This is a genomic window from Polynucleobacter sp. 73C-SIWE (assembly GCF_018882465.1).
GTDB lineage: Bacteria > Pseudomonadota > Gammaproteobacteria > Burkholderiales > Burkholderiaceae > Polynucleobacter.
The window spans coordinates 618,014-634,170 of the sequence record NZ_JACVOK010000002.1 but is presented as its reverse complement, the minus strand read 5'-3'; the positions used below and the strand labels follow the sequence as shown (position 1 = coordinate 634,170).

The 16,157-nt window shown below is 40.0% G+C and carries 19 protein-coding genes; 9 read left to right on the top strand and 10 right to left on the bottom strand.

The features are described 5' to 3' along the window. Window positions 1–119: 119 nt before the first annotated feature. The 10 genes from ICN17_RS09480 to flgA form a co-directional block, all read right to left on the bottom strand. Entirely contained in the window at window positions 120–923 is an 804-nt protein-coding gene (locus tag ICN17_RS09480; protein ID WP_216237287.1) for a glycosyltransferase family 2 protein, read from the bottom strand. Further along, window positions 911–2,155, bottom strand: coding sequence for a class I SAM-dependent methyltransferase (locus ICN17_RS09475; RefSeq protein ID WP_216237286.1), 1,245 nt, complete (start codon window positions 2,153–2,155; stop codon window positions 911–913). Before ICN17_RS09475 ends, ICN17_RS09480 begins: the two co-directional genes overlap by 13 nt. After that, complete coding sequence (locus ICN17_RS09470) at window positions 2,148–3,032, bottom strand: SDR family oxidoreductase (protein ID WP_216237285.1); 885 nt, start codon at window positions 3,030–3,032, stop codon at window positions 2,148–2,150. The genes ICN17_RS09475 and ICN17_RS09470 overlap by 8 nt, the downstream gene beginning before the upstream one ends. A 309-nt stretch (window positions 3,033–3,341) precedes the next feature. Further along, the gene (locus ICN17_RS09465; protein ID WP_216237283.1) at window positions 3,342–4,079 is read right to left on the bottom strand and encodes a M48 family metallopeptidase; all 738 of its coding nucleotides are present in this window, start codon (window positions 4,077–4,079) and stop codon (window positions 3,342–3,344) included. Between the two features lie 22 nt (window positions 4,080–4,101). Beyond that, complete coding sequence (locus ICN17_RS09460; RefSeq protein ID WP_216237282.1) at window positions 4,102–4,476, bottom strand: hypothetical protein; 375 nt, start codon at window positions 4,474–4,476, stop codon at window positions 4,102–4,104. 88 nt (window positions 4,477–4,564) lie between these two features. Continuing rightward, a complete protein-coding gene (locus ICN17_RS09455; RefSeq protein ID WP_216237280.1) occupies window positions 4,565–5,359 on the bottom strand; it encodes a flagellin in 795 nt (264 codons plus the stop codon). Between the two features lie 188 nt (window positions 5,360–5,547). Further along, window positions 5,548–6,351, bottom strand: a complete 804-nt coding sequence (locus ICN17_RS09450) for a flagellin (protein ID WP_216237278.1) — start codon at window positions 6,349–6,351, stop codon at window positions 5,548–5,550. A gap of 238 nt (window positions 6,352–6,589) precedes the next feature. Then, window positions 6,590–7,387 carry a hypothetical protein gene (locus ICN17_RS09445; RefSeq protein ID WP_216237276.1) on the bottom strand — a complete coding sequence of 266 codons (798 nt, stop codon included), beginning with the start codon at window positions 7,385–7,387 and terminating at the stop codon, window positions 6,590–6,592. 16 nt (window positions 7,388–7,403) lie between these two features. After that, a complete protein-coding gene (gene flgM / locus ICN17_RS09440; RefSeq protein ID WP_216237275.1) occupies window positions 7,404–7,718 on the bottom strand; it encodes a flagellar biosynthesis anti-sigma factor FlgM in 315 nt (104 codons plus the stop codon). A 91-nt stretch (window positions 7,719–7,809) separates the two neighbouring features. Beyond that, window positions 7,810–8,571 (bottom strand): flagellar basal body P-ring formation chaperone FlgA, encoded by a 762-nt coding sequence (flgA, locus tag ICN17_RS09435; RefSeq protein WP_216237274.1) that lies wholly within the window; start codon window positions 8,569–8,571, stop codon window positions 7,810–7,812. A 210-nt stretch (window positions 8,572–8,781) separates the two neighbouring features. Between flgA and flgB the strand changes: the two genes are divergently transcribed. Genes flgB through flgJ form a run of 9 tightly spaced genes read left to right on the top strand, consistent with a single transcriptional unit; the run spans window position 8,782 to window position 16,146 of the window. After that, a complete protein-coding gene (gene flgB, locus ICN17_RS09430; RefSeq protein ID WP_216237273.1) occupies window positions 8,782–9,216 on the top strand; it encodes a flagellar basal body rod protein FlgB in 435 nt (144 codons plus the stop codon). Between the two features lie 20 nt (window positions 9,217–9,236). Next, window positions 9,237–9,644: a flagellar basal body rod protein FlgC gene (flgC, locus tag ICN17_RS09425; RefSeq protein WP_216237272.1), complete on the top strand. Its 408-nt coding sequence runs from the start codon at window positions 9,237–9,239 to the stop codon at window positions 9,642–9,644. Window positions 9,645–9,658: 14 nt separating this feature from the next. Beyond that, window positions 9,659–10,330, top strand: coding sequence for a flagellar hook assembly protein FlgD (locus tag ICN17_RS09420; RefSeq protein ID WP_216237271.1), 672 nt, complete (start codon window positions 9,659–9,661; stop codon window positions 10,328–10,330). 20 nt (window positions 10,331–10,350) lie between these two features. Continuing rightward, window positions 10,351–11,523 carry a flagellar hook-basal body complex protein gene (locus tag ICN17_RS09415; protein ID WP_216237270.1) on the top strand — a complete coding sequence of 391 codons (1,173 nt, stop codon included), beginning with the start codon at window positions 10,351–10,353 and terminating at the stop codon, window positions 11,521–11,523. 33 nt (window positions 11,524–11,556) lie between these two features. After that, complete coding sequence (gene flgF, locus ICN17_RS09410; RefSeq protein ID WP_216237269.1) at window positions 11,557–12,297, top strand: flagellar basal-body rod protein FlgF; 741 nt, start codon at window positions 11,557–11,559, stop codon at window positions 12,295–12,297. 32 nt (window positions 12,298–12,329) lie between these two features. Then, the gene (gene flgG, locus ICN17_RS09405; RefSeq protein ID WP_216198849.1) at window positions 12,330–13,115 is read left to right on the top strand and encodes a flagellar basal-body rod protein FlgG; all 786 of its coding nucleotides are present in this window, start codon (window positions 12,330–12,332) and stop codon (window positions 13,113–13,115) included. A 17-nt stretch (window positions 13,116–13,132) separates the two neighbouring features. Next, complete coding sequence (locus ICN17_RS09400; protein ID WP_216237267.1) at window positions 13,133–13,813, top strand: flagellar basal body L-ring protein FlgH; 681 nt, start codon at window positions 13,133–13,135, stop codon at window positions 13,811–13,813. A gap of 11 nt (window positions 13,814–13,824) precedes the next feature. Next, complete coding sequence (locus ICN17_RS09395) at window positions 13,825–14,979, top strand: flagellar basal body P-ring protein FlgI (RefSeq protein ID WP_216237265.1); 1,155 nt, start codon at window positions 13,825–13,827, stop codon at window positions 14,977–14,979. A 9-nt stretch (window positions 14,980–14,988) separates the two neighbouring features. Continuing rightward, window positions 14,989–16,146, top strand: a complete 1,158-nt coding sequence (gene flgJ / locus ICN17_RS09390) for a flagellar assembly peptidoglycan hydrolase FlgJ (RefSeq protein WP_216237263.1) — start codon at window positions 14,989–14,991, stop codon at window positions 16,144–16,146. The last annotated feature ends 11 nt before the right edge of the window (window positions 16,147–16,157 follow it).

Here is a 16,157-nt window from a genome sequence, read left to right as displayed (position 1 = left end):
CTTGCCTACGAAAAAATATACGCATTAAAGAATGGTTTACATACCCTTAATAATTTAGCTGGTGTAATTTAAAGAAATAATTATTAAATATATTCTTAATGTTCAGAAAATAGCAGCATTCAACGCAAGTGCTTTAGGGCTTGACCAGCAAAAGGATGAGTATTTAAATCTATTGATAAGATTTTTTGTTTTTCAAAATCAGAATTTAATTCTTCATATCCCTTTAGATGTTGTAAGCCCCAATTTCTCGATATATCTCCTTTAGAAACTTTATCCTTAATTTGAATTTTTCTTGCTAAAAAAGATTCGTTCCATGGTGCGTAGCCATAATGAAAAATCATTAACTCATTTACTCTAAAATTAGCATCATGATGATAAGAGAGGTGTCGACCAGGCTGATACATCCCCACCTTGTGAGAATGATAAAAACGATTTCTATAGGGGTAGGGCGATTGCCCCAATAGCATCCTACTTCTCTGATCAATTATTAAATTGTCGTCATATCCGAAATATTTTTGGGTTTGTAGTGGGCTATCGTAATTAGGGGTTATGGATATATTGTTGTCGACACAAATCATGCCTGAGGCGGCGCAACCGACCCTTCCTAATTTTTGAATTGCATGCTCTATTTGCTCTAAAGGTAGGGTTGGCATCAAAAATTCAGTTACATTTAAGGCAATTTTAAATCCAGTAACTTGCTCCTCATAATTCATCACTTCTAAATCTGTCATATAGGCATCAAATTCAGACAATCGAGTCTCAACAATATCCCAGTTAGGTGTAATTTTTTTAATTATGTCTACTGAAGAGTCTGTAGATCGATGGTTGATCATAATTCCATGATCAAAAATATTTTTATGATGATTTAACCACCAAGGTAATAAATATGACTCATTATAAAAATGGCAAATTACTGTTCGCATATTGTGGAACTTTCTGGAAAATATGTGTAAATTACAGATCCCTTTGGAATTCCAATTTCCCTAATTTTTTCAGAAATTTCATTCCTAAAATTCCAGGCAGTTATTACAAATAGTGCTGGTTTATTCAATTTTTTACACAACTCAAAATTTTCAATCTTGGTTGCTATCCCAGCTGGATAGAGCCCTATCTTTAGGGGAGACTCATCTAAAAAATAATCAGGTACTATTTCAATAGCATTAATTACGGTCATTGCCTTGGCGGCTGCCCCAACAAAAATAATATCAAAACCCCTAGATTTAAATTGATTAATATCGAAATCTAATTTTTTTAAGATGCTTGTAGCTTTATTTGAAAATGCATCATAAGTGAATTTTTCAAACAAATTAATTTCAATCTCATACTTCTCTAAGCTCTCTGAAATGCCAAAAGGTAAAGAACTAAATGCTCCATTTGAAATTTGACGCTCAGATTCATTATGGACAAGCATATAAATAGGGCTATCTCCATGGATATTAACTAGTGATGTTTTAAGTAACTTTAATCCAATCCTGGAGGCTAAAGTTTTAATGGATGATGTATTAAAAAAAGATATGTGCTCGTGATAGCAAGTGTCAAATTCATAGTTTCCAAACATTCTGGCTTGTGATGGCTGAATTAAGATTACTCCATTTTGAGACAGTTTATTTTTGCACTCCAAGAGAAAATCTTTGGGGTTGTCAACGTGAGCTAAAACATTCATACAAATAATTGCATCAAATTTCCCTTGAATTTTATTTGAATCTTGAGGCCAATAACCGTACTTTATATTTAGCCCTCTGTCTGAAGCAAGATTCACAATATTTTTTGCAGGATCAATTCCAATGGTGTTTAGACCCAATGCATTCATTTCTGCAATTAAAGAGCCATCATTTGCTGCTATCTCTAAAATTTTCCCATCCTGAGGAATCAATCCCTTAATTTCTTTCGCGAACCAGCGAAAATAATTATTCAATGTTTTTGAAGTGCCGCTAATGTACTTATAAGAGTCAAATATTAACCCTCTATCAACACAATAACTTAGTTGGGCATGCCAGCAACTTGGACAAACATTTAGAGCCAGTGGATACTTCTCCATAAGTGCATCTTTTTTTTCACTATAAGAATTCGCTAATGATTGCATTGCTAAATCTAAAACTAGTGATAGATTATTTGAATCACAGCAAAGGCACCTCGTAAGTGGATAGCTAGCCATTTTTGGACTCCATTTTTATCAAAAGCTCATGACAATCTTTGCCAAAGTCTCTCGCCTTCAAATCTGCGCCACATATATTCTTCATCATAGATGTATCAAGCGTAAAAGAATATGTTTCTGATACGCCGTTATCGATAATATTTGACCCCCATACTTCTCTGATTTGATTGGCTAACTGGCCTAAGTTACAGTTTATGCTGCCAACGTTAATAAAGCCGGGTTTATGGGTTGAAAAAATCAGCTCCCTTATTAAAATCCATAAGTCCTCTAGTAACAGAATTGTTCTATTTGATTCGGCATTTTTTAACGTAATATAACCATTTTTTTTGGCTGAAATATTCATTGCATTAAAAACTAACTCAGGTCTCAAATTTGGGCTGTAACCAGAGAGTGTTCCCATTCGAAGCCCATAAAAATTATTTAAAAACCCTTTTGCAATGTAATCAAAAGCAAATTTTGAAATGTCATATGGATTTTGTGATGGAATCGTTACTAAACTATCTTCAGTGGATGCTATATTTGTTGATGATTTTTTTGAATATAGACTCGCCGATGAGGCGTAAATAAATTTTGTTTTTTCGGGTAATTTCTTCGCAAAAGAGTATAGATTAAGGCAATTGTTTTTTAATGCACCCTCTGGATCTTCAGTAGAAAGACTCACACTGGAATGGCCTGCAAACCAAAGTACAGTGTCGTAATGTTGCAAATCCCTTTCTTCTAGTAAGGCATAGTCCTTATTGATCAAGTCAATATTTAAGGGATTTCCTCGTTTCAAGATATCGCATACCGTAATTGAGCAATTATTCTCGAGCAATTTTTCGTATAAAAAGGTGCCTATGTAACCACATCCCCCAACCAATAGAATATTTTTTTTCATTGTGTACATTGCCTTCTTTTGCTGCAGCTCTTTAATTGTGATAAATATTTTCTACTTAAATTATGAATCGTATGACAGTTTTTTAATTTATCTAGAAGAGGCTTAAAAAACAGGTAATTCAACACTTAAAAAATGAATACTTTACGAAACCTATTTAAGTCAAAATTTGAGTCTAATAATCTAAAGATATTTAGATAAATTTGCTATTTATATCTTGTTTGATCTTTAATTAATAAGAATGTGAAGAAGGAACCATGCTTTAGTTTTTTAAGTTTATTTAACTCAGATCTATAGTAAGGTATATGTCAATTAGAGCCACTTTTTTGGACAGAGATAATGCTCCCTAGATTTACTAATGTGATTCTGGGTTTTTGTTATTTCTGACTTACCATCACAAAGTATTGTTTGATAGACTGGTATCGATATCGCTTTAAATAGCTGCTCAACTTCTTTGCAATCTGTTATCAATACAATTTTTAAATTAAAGACTTTGTTTTCTAGAAGGAATGGAATGTTGGTAAGGATTTCCTGTAAGTTTCCAGATACAATTAGTGTACCAATATGTCTTTTATTCTCAATGAAATGTCTTCCAAAAACTTCATTAAAAACCATTGAGCTTGGATTGAATGTTAATGCACTCTTAAGAGCCAGCATGCCATCATTAATATCGCCACTCTCTATCAGTGCTTGGCCGCCCATGAACCACGCATCTGCAAAGTCTGGCATTAACTCAATTGCTTTGCCAAATGAATCTATTGCTAATTCATATTGTTTGCAGGTGTAATGAATTTGGCCTAACCTAAACCAGGCAAGAGAATCTTTAGAATCAATACTGAGCGCCTTTTCTATAGTTACCTGCGCTGAGTTAAGCTGATGTAATTGAATTTGGCAACCGGCTATATGATATAGGGCGCCTGAATCAGTTGGTGTATCACTGAGGACCTCTTCAAAATTGTTTAATGCCTCGTAATATGAGCCACTAATGAAACTTTCTAGTCCTCTAGAAATTAGCATTTCTTTTGTAGTAGGACTAGCAGCTATATTCATTATTTAAATACTCAATTTATATTTATTTATCGTCTGTATCAGATTTTCTGTAGTAAGGCTGTACTACTGTCTCAAGACATGCAATCACAATGCCTAAGTACTCGGTGTTTCTAGTTTGGATTGCACCATTCATAATCTGAATGCAAGTGCTATAGATCGATTTTAAAAGTGTCCTATGTTGTGAGCTTAATTTTTCGTTTAAGTTTTCTTGGATCCACTGCAAGCCTTCTGAAATTTCAAGTAACCTTTTATGGGTCATCACTGCATCAAATTCACCAGTTTGTATTTTTCTCAGTAGGGTAATAACAGACTCGAACCATTTTTTCTCAAAATCTGCCCCAGTGATATTGTTATCAATATCGATGTAGGTCTTTAGAGGATTATTTGATGTAAACATAATGTCAGTAGTAATAGGTTTTTAGGGCGCAAGAGGATTCTCTTGCATAGGTCTATATCCTACATCCAATTTTATTCATGAAGATAAATTATCTAAAGATGGTTAATACAGCAGCCGCTTGTTGATTCATTTGGGTCACCAAATAATAGTCAATCGATTGTTGATTGTTTAACTGCTGTAGTCTGGATTGCAAGGCTGTCGGATCGATGTTGTAGATTGAATCAATTGTTGCTTGCAAACCTGTCGATAGGGCATTTGCCTCTGATTGATAGGCCTTAATACCAACAGTTGCAGCGCTGAATGTAGATTGCCCGGCGCTAATTAATGATAGCTGCGATGTTAATGTTGTAATGGCGGTATATGCACCTTCAACACTCGTAATACTAAGACCAGTACAGGTGGCAGCAATCGCCGTTAAATCTAAACCAGCAATCGTAATTAAGCTGCTAGTGGTAATGCCCGACATTACAGAGAAGCCTGCACTGTTATTGAGCAAGTTTTGACCATTTACATCCGCATTTTCGCCAATATTTGCAATTTGCGAAGCGAGCTGCGTGAAGGTGGTGTTGATGGCTTCCATATCGGTTGCACTTAGGGTTCCACTAGCTGCTTGGTTTGCTAGAGATTCCATCTGCTGCAATAGATCAACGGCAGAAACTAAACCAGTTTGCGCAACGTTAATCACATTCTGTACTTGACCAAGGCTATGCTCCGTTGTTTTATATTTATTAACTTGGGAAGAGAGGCGTGTAACCTCGCTACTGTTGCCTGGATTCAGTGGTGCGCGCCCCGTTGCCAGAGCTGTGCTGATTTCATTAATTTCTTTTTCAACTTGTTTCACACCATGTGAAAGTGTTGTTGATAGGTCTGTAATCTTAGTCATGTTTAATTTACCCTTTGGTAATGTTGACAATAATGGACGTTAATCATTAAAACTTACACGTATATTATTGATTTCATAAGGCATTTAATCAGGACATTAAACAGACTTTTCTAGTCTTATTTGCCTTTTTAAGGGCTAAAAAGCAAAAAAGCCAGGTTAAACCTGGCTTTTTCGTTAAATCAAGCTACTTATCTGAATATCGCGAGCATTGCAGCTGCCGCTTGATTCATTTGGGTGATCAAGTAGTAGTCAATTGCCTGTTGATTATTCAAGGCCTGTAATCTTGCTTGAAGGGCTGTTGGGTCAATATTATTGATCGAGTCAATCGTATTTTGCAAGCCGTCAGAAAGACTTTGTGCCTGTACAGCCTGGGCTGCTAGTCCACCGTTGCTGGCGCTCAATGAGGACTGACCAGCGCTGATCAATGTTAGCTGGGAAGTTAGACTGGTAATCGCAGCTGAAGCAACTGAAGCTGATGTGATAGACAGTCCGGTACAAGTTGCAGCAATACTGGTTAAGTCCATCCCGGCTACAGAGAATGAGGTGGTGGTATCAACGCCGCACAATACGCTAAACCCTGCAGTTGCCGTTAATAAATTTACACCATTCACAGAAGAATTCGTTGCTGCGGTAGAAATTTGTTTTGCCAATTGATTAAACGTCGTGTTTAAGTATGTTAAATCAGTTGAACTCAAAGTTCCGCTTGTAGCCTGCAATGCCAAGGCTTCCATTTCCTGAATTAAGTCTGATGCAGTTTGTAAACCTGTTAGGCCTACGGTAATTACGTTTTGCGCTTGGCCAATCCCTTTACCAGCTGCATCATATTTATTTACTTGGGAGGATAGACGCGTAACTTCACCAGCATATGCAGGATTTAATTCACCCTTGCCAGTAGCTAATTGAGTTTGTACAGAGTTGATTTCTCGTGTTACTTTATTCAGACTTCCAGTCAGTGTGGAAGTCAATGAAGTGATGTTAAATGGTGAGCTCATAAAATACTTTCCTTTAGATTAAGCATATGCATTGCTTTCGCAATTCATACCACAGCACCTTTATGCCCAATGCATAAAAAATGCCAACCTACAAAAAAGCATCAGTGAGCGATACGTAGACCACATCAACAGTGCAATGCGCTAGATAAACTAGCTTAACTTTACTTCCGAGGAAGTAATTTGATTTATATCTTAATTAACGGCAGGACTTCTGAAAACTTTAGAAGTTTTTTGAAATTTATAGAGAAGATGAAGCTGAATCGTTTAATTGACTAACGATGTTGTAATTTATTTTTTGTTGGAAGTATAAATCTTTCAGTTGTGCCTGAAGTTTCGCAACATCAACGCTTTCCATCGCTTTGATTTGAGAAATATTGGTATCAATCGTGGTCTTAATTTCGGCACTTTTTTTATCCAGATTTGCATCTGCAATTTTTAGTGCTTGCTCACCATTTCTTATCTGGGTTAATGCACTTGAAATCTGGGTTAAGGCCTGGATTGCTTTTCGTGGGGTATCAACAGATACTCCGGTGAGAACGCCGGCGGTCATCATGCCATAAACATTTACTGGATTGATATGCATTCTAGATGCAGCATCTTTGGTGAGTCCAGTGTTGACATTGAGCCCGGCAGTTCCACTTAATAAATTAGTCCCATTCAAGCTTGCTCCGGTAGCTGCTTTACCAATCTTATTAAAAATCGACAAGAATCGATTATTAAAAGATATGGAATCAGAGCTAGAGATGCCTGGTGCGCTGGCCATTTGGGCCATTTGCATCATCTGTTTCAAATAGCCTGTTACAGATGTGAGGCCGGTTTGAGCCAAAGCCACTACAGATTTTGCATTTTTGATGCTGGCCTCTGGAGTGGCGTAACTTGTTACCTTTTTGGATAGATTCGCAACCTCGGTCAGCTGCGTTGCATTTAATACTTTTTTACCATCACTGATCTGCGTGTTGATCGAAGCAATTTTCGTATCAACGGCTTTGGCGCGTGTTTGATAGAGGGCTGCTAGTGCAGTGAGTGCGTCACTCATCAGTCACCATTCAAGACTAAGTCTTTTTACCAGATGTGAGAGCGCTAATTGAGTTGGAGATTAAGCTATCTGCAACCTTGCCGGTATCTACTACGAATTTACCGGATTCAATTTCATTACGAAGCGCTTCAACTTTTTTAGCATCAAATACTGGACCACTCGAGACGAGTGACTGAATCGATTGAAGGGTGGATGAAATGGTTGCAGTCGTAACATCATTCTTTACGACTGTGCTTTGAATTGGGCTAGGGCTAGGCTGAGTTTCAACGGACGAATCCGGCTTATCAACCGCATGGTTAATGCCCTTATTGATCTGTTCGTTAATCTTCATAATATTCGCTCTAATTCTAGTCCAACCATTTATGCAATACAAATGTGCTTGCCATCTCTCCTACGGTCAATTCTGGGAAAACTTTAGCTTTCTAACGAATAATTAACTCAATTTGGCCATTATTTTTGGCCGTACCTGAAATAATCGTTCCATTAGGCACTCTAACCTTCACTAATTCACCTTCAACGGCATTTGTAAGGGCTTGACCCTCGGTTGAAACCGAAAATCCTTTCCCAATTCCATTGACCCTTACATTTTGCCCCTGAGCCACAATAATGGGCATTTTGAGCATTTCTTGCTTAATAACACTGCCACTAGCTAGGGAAACTCTTGCAACCCGTCCAACTGCGGCTGATGTATCGGTGAAAAAGCCCGTTGGCAGGGTGGTTAAATCCCCTTTTTGGAGCATTAGGTCTGCTGAAGTCAGGCTTTGCCCTTGGGTGAGGTGGTTTGCAGCAACTACATAGTCACCAATAATGCTGACATTTGCCTCGACATAAATATTCCAGGCATTTGGCTGTCCGCACTGGATTCCAATGGTTGTTTTGCCCCAAGCCTTGCTATTTGAAGGAAAAAATACCTGCGGGGAAGGGCAAAAGCTTAATTTGAGGTTTTTATCGATTGGATTTGCCGAAATCTCTACTTTTCCAGGAGATCCAGCGCTTTGGGTCTTTAAAAAGGCGATCACTTTTTGGTCAAGAATCTTGGTATCTTGCCACTGCGGAGTTTGGTTTTGGGCAAAGGAGGGCTGAGCCACAACAATAGCGGCAATCATCAAGCTAGCTAATAAAAAAACCTTATTAATCAATAGCTTATATTGATTAAATGAAAAATTACCTAATGTTGACTTCATATTCAATCCCCTAAAACCTTAAGTGGTTGCGGTATTAATGCCCTGAAAAGCCTAGATGGACATTGTACGAAGACAGCTTTAGGCCAATAGGTGAATTAGGGTAGGAATTGTGCTTCTTATTCCACATTCAAATCTCTTGCTAGAGAACTACATTGTTGCAATGTCGTTGTTAAATGATCTTCATGCGTGAAGACTAGGTAAGGAGCAGAGATGAATGGTTTAGACCAACTATTAGATTTTAATGCAGCAGCTCTGAGAATTCGTGCTCACCGTCAAGAGATTCTAGCTGCAAATATCGCCAATGTGGATACGCCTAATTTTAAGGCCCGAGATATCGACTTTAAGTCGGCTATGCAAAAAGCTCTCGAAAGCAGTGCTGAGGCTTCAGGTAAAAAAAATGGTGCCCCACAGTTGAACACAACTTCGCCCTTGCATTTTAAGGGTGAGGGCATTGCTGATGGTGCAGCACCAGTAGATTCAAGTGATTTGCTCTATCGATCTGTCGTACAAGATAGTGCAGACGGAAATACTGTTGATGCAGACGTCGAGCGCTCGGCATTTGTGAATAACGCTCTGCGTTATGAGGCTAGCGTCATGATGATTAACGCGCGCCTTAAAGAAATGAACATTGCATTACAACCATAACGGTGATCAAAGGATAAATCATGTCATTATTTAACGTCTTTAATATCTCCAGCTCTGCACTCAGTGCTCAGTCACAGCGTTTGAATACCGTTGCTAGTAATTTAGCAAACGCGGAGACGATTACTAGCGCCGATGGAACGCCATACAAAGCAAAGCAAGTGAGCTTTAAGTCTGCATCTATTGATGGATCGAACTTTCATGGTGTTGCTGTTGATAAAGTGATTGAAGATCAAACTCCACCGCGCATGTCATATCAGCCAGGAAATCCTTTAGCAAATAAAGAGGGTTACGTGACGATGCCAAATGTGAATGTCACTCAAGAGATGGTCAATATGATTTCTACAACACGCTCTTACCAAAATAGTGTTGAAACAATGAATGCAGCAAAAGCAATGCTACAAAAAACTCTTTCAATCGGTCAGTCCTAAGCGAATCCTAATATATGACAACTACAGTCTCAAACCTCAATCAGCCTACTAACATTGGTGCTGCTGCAAATGCAGCAGCTGCTAGTAGTGGTAAAAAAATTCAAGATCAATTCATGACGATGTTGGTGGCTCAGATTAAATATCAAGATCCAACCAATCCAATGGATAGTTCGCAGATGACAAGTCAGCTAGCGCAAATTAGCACTGTGGATGGTATTAACCAGTTAAATACATCGATGGCAGAAATGTCTAAAACAATGCAATCTGGTCAAACATATCAAGCTTCAAGTTTAATTGGCAAGAGCGTACTTGCACCAGGTAAAGCCTTTAATTTAGTAAATGGTGCCTCAGCATTCGCTGTGCAACTTCCTACTGCCGCCAGCAGCGTGATGGTCTCCATCAGAAATTCTGCCGGCCAAACTGTCGACAGTATGAATTTAGGTACACAAAGTGCCGGCGTGATTCCTTTGACTTGGAATGGTAAAGACCAGGCTGGTAAAGCATTGCCTGATGGAGCATATACCTTGCAGGTAGCAGCTAATACTGGCGGTAAATCGGTGAATGGTGTTGGCCTGACTTATGCCAAAGTCAATGCGGTTGGTAATGATTCGAAGAGTGGCGCTACCCAATTGGTACTTGGAAATGGTGCTACTACACCATTGTCAAGCGTTATTCAAATTCAATAAATTTAATTAAGGAGTCTGTTATGGCTTTTGAAACAGGATTAAGCGGTCTACAAGCTGCTTCTGAAAACTTAAGTGTATTGGGTAAGAATATTGCCAACGTAACTACGTACGGCTATAAGTCGGCTAGTACAGATTTTAGTAATGTGTTAGCAACCCATCTGAATGCAGCTAATGCAGGAGCAGGGAGCCAGACTGGTGATGGCGTAATGATTTCTAACATTAAACAATCATTCACTCAAGGATCGGTTACCAGCACAAACTCATCATTGGATGCAGCTATTTCAGGACCAGGCTTCTTCATTACCTATGATGATGCTTTGGAGCTGACTTCATATACGCGTAATGGACATTTCTTTCAGAATAGCGAAAACTTTTTAGTGAATAGTAGTGGGCAGTATGTTATGGGCTATACCGCTGCAACAGACGGTACAGTTACAGCAACTGGGACTCCTGCAGAGATTGATTTGAGTACCTATGACATTAATCCTGATACTGCAACCCGTGTATATGAAGAAGACACTATTACCTTTTATCCATTGCAGGCAGATGGATATGTCACATTAGGCGGCTTAACTTTCACCAATACTTCGGGTTCACAGATTTCTACCATTGATCTTGCGGATATTTTTTATAACTATGCTAACGATGGCACAACCAGTGATTACGGAGACTTCTCGGGAACCTTAGGAAACTACACTTTTGCCGAGCCTGATGGCGATGGTACGTTAGTGGCTACCGGGACTGGCGACGAAGATAGTACGATTTTGGTTGACCTATGGTCTCCCATTGGTGGCTTACCGCCTGATGTGGAGGTAACTGTTGAGGGTGTGACTACAGCCTATTTGGCCGACTTCAGTATTGGTAGCGACGGCATTATTACTGGTATATACACTGATGGCAGCACATTTGATATTGCCCAGCTTGCGCTGGCCACTTTTGCTAACAACAATGGTTTACGTTCCCAGGGAAATGTCTCTTGGTATGAGACGGCCGCTTCTGGTGAGCCTACGATTGGTGTTGCAGGCTCAGAAGGCGTTGGAACTTTAACTGGATCTTCTCTAGAGGCTTCCAATACAGATCAGACAGGCGATATGGTGAAGTTACTGGCTGCACAACAAGCCTACCAAGCCAATGCTCAAACAATCAAAATTGAGAATCAAAACTATCAAACTTTAATAGCGATGGGTGGCTAACATTCTTTTAGATAAAGGATAGTTAATAAAAATATGGATAAGGCAATATATACCGTTGCAAGTGGCCTCGAGCAGATCATGAATCAGCAGGCCACTAATTCGCACAATTTAGCGAATATATCTACTTTTGGCTTTAAAGCCCAAGTAGACTCATTTCGCTCTGTACCAGTAAACGGGCCAGGGGCTGACACTCGTGCATTTGTTGCTAGCGCAACTACCGGTACTGACTTTACGCCGGGATCTATTCAGCAAACAGGCCGACCTCTCGATGTTGCTATTGAAGGTAAAGGCTGGTTTGCAGTTCAGCGTAGAGATGGTAGTGAAGGCCTGACACGCAATGGTTCTTTTAGAGTAAGCGATAACGGCATTTTGCAAACTGCAGACGGTTTAAACGTGTTGGGTGATGGCGGCCCTATTACGATTCCACCCAATGTGGTTGTTTCTATTGGTAGCGATGGAACGATTTCTAGCGTAGATGAGGCTGTCTCTGGCCGCGCCTCTACTCCAATTGATAAGCTCAAGTTAGCAAACCCAGACGAGGCTAATTTAGTCCGAGGCATGGATGGTCTATTTAACAATCGAGACTTATCCCCAACTGCCACTGATATTAATGTTCGAGTTGTTGGCAGCTCCCTCGAAAATAGTAACGTCAGCGTTGTTAGTTCCATGGTGAATATGATTTCACTCGCAAGACAATTTGACACACAGTTGATGTTGGCCAAAAAAGCTGAAAACAATAATCAACAGGCTGCCCAACTATTTCGCCTCGCTTAATCGACTGCACCGAATAAACTAAAGGAAAGATAATGTTACGATCACTATGGATTTCTAAGACAGGTCTGGAAGCACAGCAGACTCAAATGGACGTGATATCCAATAACTTGGCTAACGTTAGCACAAACGGATTCAAAAAGAGTCGTGCAGTTTTTGAAGATTTGCTCTATCAAAATATTCGCCAACCTGGAGCACAATCTACCCAGCAAACTCAATTGCCAACAGGATTACAGGTGGGTACTGGTGTTAAGCCTGTAGCGACTGAGCGTATTTTTACTCAGGGTAACTTACAGCAAACCAATAATAATAATGATTTGGCAATCAATGGCTCGGGTTTTTTCCAGATCTCGATGCCAGATGGATCAATTTCTTATACCCGTGACGGTAGTTTCCAGATTAATAACAATGGAAATGTGGTCAACTCTAGCGGCCATCCACTGTCTCCTGCTATTACCGTGCCAACGAATGCGCAATCCGTTACGGTTGCAGCTGACGGAGTGGTATCGATCACTTTGCCTAACAGCGTCGCTGTTACTCAAGTTGGAACTATTCAATTAGCAACATTTATCAATCCAGCCGGTCTCCAAGCTAAGGGTGAGAACTTGTATGTGGAAACCGCTGCATCTGGCACTCCTACGACTTTATCGCCAGGCTCGAGTGGTGCCGGCGTGCTTGTTCAAGGATTTGTGGAAACTTCAAACGTGAATGTGGTTGAAGAAATGGTGAACATGATTCAAACACAGCGCGCGTATGAGATTAATAGTAAGGCAATTACAACTTCTGACCAAATGTTACAAAAACTCGGTCAAATGGGCTAATGGCAAACATATTTAAGATGAACAATACAGTTAATACCCTTCATTCGATCGTCTATAAAAGTCTATTCGTAATCCTTCTTGGGTTGCTATCTGGCTGCGTGTCAGTAGATCCTACGACCATTACCAAGAATGATGGCCCACAAAAGACGCTGCCAGTGAGGTACACACCTCCTGCGGGCTCAATTTTTAATATAGGGTCTTACAAACCTATTTTTGAAGGTATCAAAGCTAAACGCGTTGGGGATATATTGACGGTCGTTATTTCCGATAGTACTTCGACAACAAATGCACTCAACGATAAAAATTCAAAATCTGGAGCTGCAGATTCAACTTCGCAGAATAAAGAGGGCGATTATGTCCAGCCAACTTGGGCTATCAGTAACTCTAATTCAGCCGAGTTAAATAATAGTGGTACTTCAAGTAGCGTATTTACTGGCTCTATTTCAGTAACGGTTACTGAAGTCTTGCCAAATGGCTTCTTAGTGGTTGCCGGTGAAAAGCAGTTGGGTGGCAATCAGGGAACTCAATACATTAGGTTATCCGGTGTGGTAAATCCCGCTATGATCACTACGGATAATGCTGTTTCATCTAATACTATTGCTGATGCTCGTTTTGAATATCGTTCTAATAATTTTATGGATGCTTCTTATATCACTAGCGCAATTACTCGCTTCTTTTATAGCATCCTCCCTTTTTAATCAAGATCATCATGCTATTGAAGTCCTTTAGATTGCCGTCATTTTCTTTTAAAGCTATTGCATCTTTAGCGGCGGTGTATATGCTTTGTTGTCTTGTGCTTGCTGCACCTGCGCAAGCTGAAAGAATTAAAGATTTAGTCAATCTTCAAGGTATGCGTGGTAACCAATTAATTGGTTACGGATTGGTCGTTGGCCTTGATGGTACGGGTGACCAAACCACACAAACCCCATTTACTATTCAGACCACTTTGAGTATGTTGCAGTCATTGGGGATTACGCTTCCACCAGGTACTTTTACCCAGATTCAGCTGAAAAACGTAGCTGCTGTGATTGTGACAACGACACTGCCGCCATTTGCGCAAATTGGCCAAAATTTGGATGTGACTGTCTCCGCGATGGGTAATGCCAAGACCTTGAGGGGTGGAACGCTATTAATGAGTCCTCTCAAAGGTGCTGATGGTCAGATTTATGCAATGGCACAAGGCAATATCGTGATTGGCGGTGCATCTGCATCTGCAAATGGTAGCTCTGCCACCATCAATCAATTGAATGCCGGAAGAATCTCTGCGGGTGCTACAGTTGAACGCTTGGTCCCGTATGAGCTTGCTCAGGCCAGTTTTGTCAATTTAGAGCTGAAGAATTCAGACTTCTCGAATGCCAATACTATTGCAATGGCAATTAATAAGAAATTCGGCAAGAATATTGCTCTTGCCATGGACGCTAGAGTGATCAACATTAAATCTACTGAAGTAGAGCAGGGCGATCGCGTTAAATTTTTATCTGAACTTGAGAACATTGACGTTACTACATCTAAAGGTATAGCGAAGGTCATTCTGAATGCAAGAACTGGCTCGATTGTTCTTAATCAGTCAGTGCGTCTAGAAGAATGTGCTGTTGCTCACGGTAATTTGACAGTAGTGATTAGTACAACACCTGTTATCAGCCAACCCAATGCGTTTGCTAGTGGTAGAACCGTTGAAACAGCCGTATCTCAGGTTAGCCTTAATCAGGAGCCTGGTAGCGTTATCCAGTTGGCAACTGGAGCTTCCTTATCTGAGGTTGTCAGGGCTCTCAATGCGATTGGTGCAACTCCGCAAGATTTAGTTGCTATCATTCAAGCAATCAAAGCGGCAGGTTCATTGCATGCTGAAATCGAGATTATCTAATCTGTAGCCATGGCATCACCAATTGATACACGCTCAGCAACTGATGTAAGTAATCAGTTTGCCTTAGATACCAAAGCATTGGGGAATCTGAAGCTTTCAGCAAAAGAAAATTCTCCCGAAGCCATTAAAGGTGTCGCAAAGCAATTTGAAGCTGTTTTTGTTGCAATGATGCTCAAGAGCATGAGAGATGCGACGCATTCTGAGGGCATGTTTGATAACGAGGCCAGTAAAATGTATACCTCGATGTTTGATCAGCAAATTAGCCAAAAAATTGCTGCAGGCAAGGGTATTGGGTTAGCGGATATGCTTACCCGCCAATTATCTAAAGCTGCTGGACAAACTATGCCAGCGGACGGTAGCCAAGCGCATTCTGGAATAAAGCCTAGCGCCATTTTGGGTGCTCTCAACTCAAGCAATTCGATCAATCAAGCCAATGCAGGTACAGATAGCTTATTTACATCGATGTTTGAGGCTGACATCACATCTGGATCGATCGCTGGAAGCAATGCATTTAATCGTTATGCTAATGCGTATCAAAAAATTGGTAATTTAGCTAAATCAGGTGATATTGATGCTGCCTCTGTAGCTAAGTCCATGAATGTGAGTTCTGAGTCTAGCTGGTTTGATAAAGTAAGCCGCTTTAAAAATGAGCTGATCAGCTCTGCGGAAGAGGTAGTGACATCACTTTCTAAGTCATTTAAAGATACTGCTGGACCATTTATGGATAAATTTGCATCTCATGCCCAAGAGGCAAGCAAAGCCAGTGGATTGCCAGCCAACTATATGTTGGGACAGGCTGCTTTAGAGACCGGTTGGGGTAAAAAAGAAATCAAAGCTCCAGATGGTACGCAAAGCTTCAATTTATTTGGTATCAAGGCCAGTCCAAATTGGACTGGCAAGGTCGTCAATGCCACTACCACTGAATATGTCAACGGAGTGATGCAAACTTCAGTAGAGAAATTTAGAGCCTATGACTCTTACGCTGACTCATTTAGGGATTTTGCAAGCATGATTAGCTCGAGCCCAAGATTCAAAGGTGTGATGAGCCACCTTGATGCCCCCGCTAGCTATGCAAATGCAATAGCGAATTCAGGGTATGCAACTGATCCTCAGTATGCGAAAAAGCTATACAAAGTTATTGATCAAATTGCTAAATTAAGCAAATAATACAGCGGTAG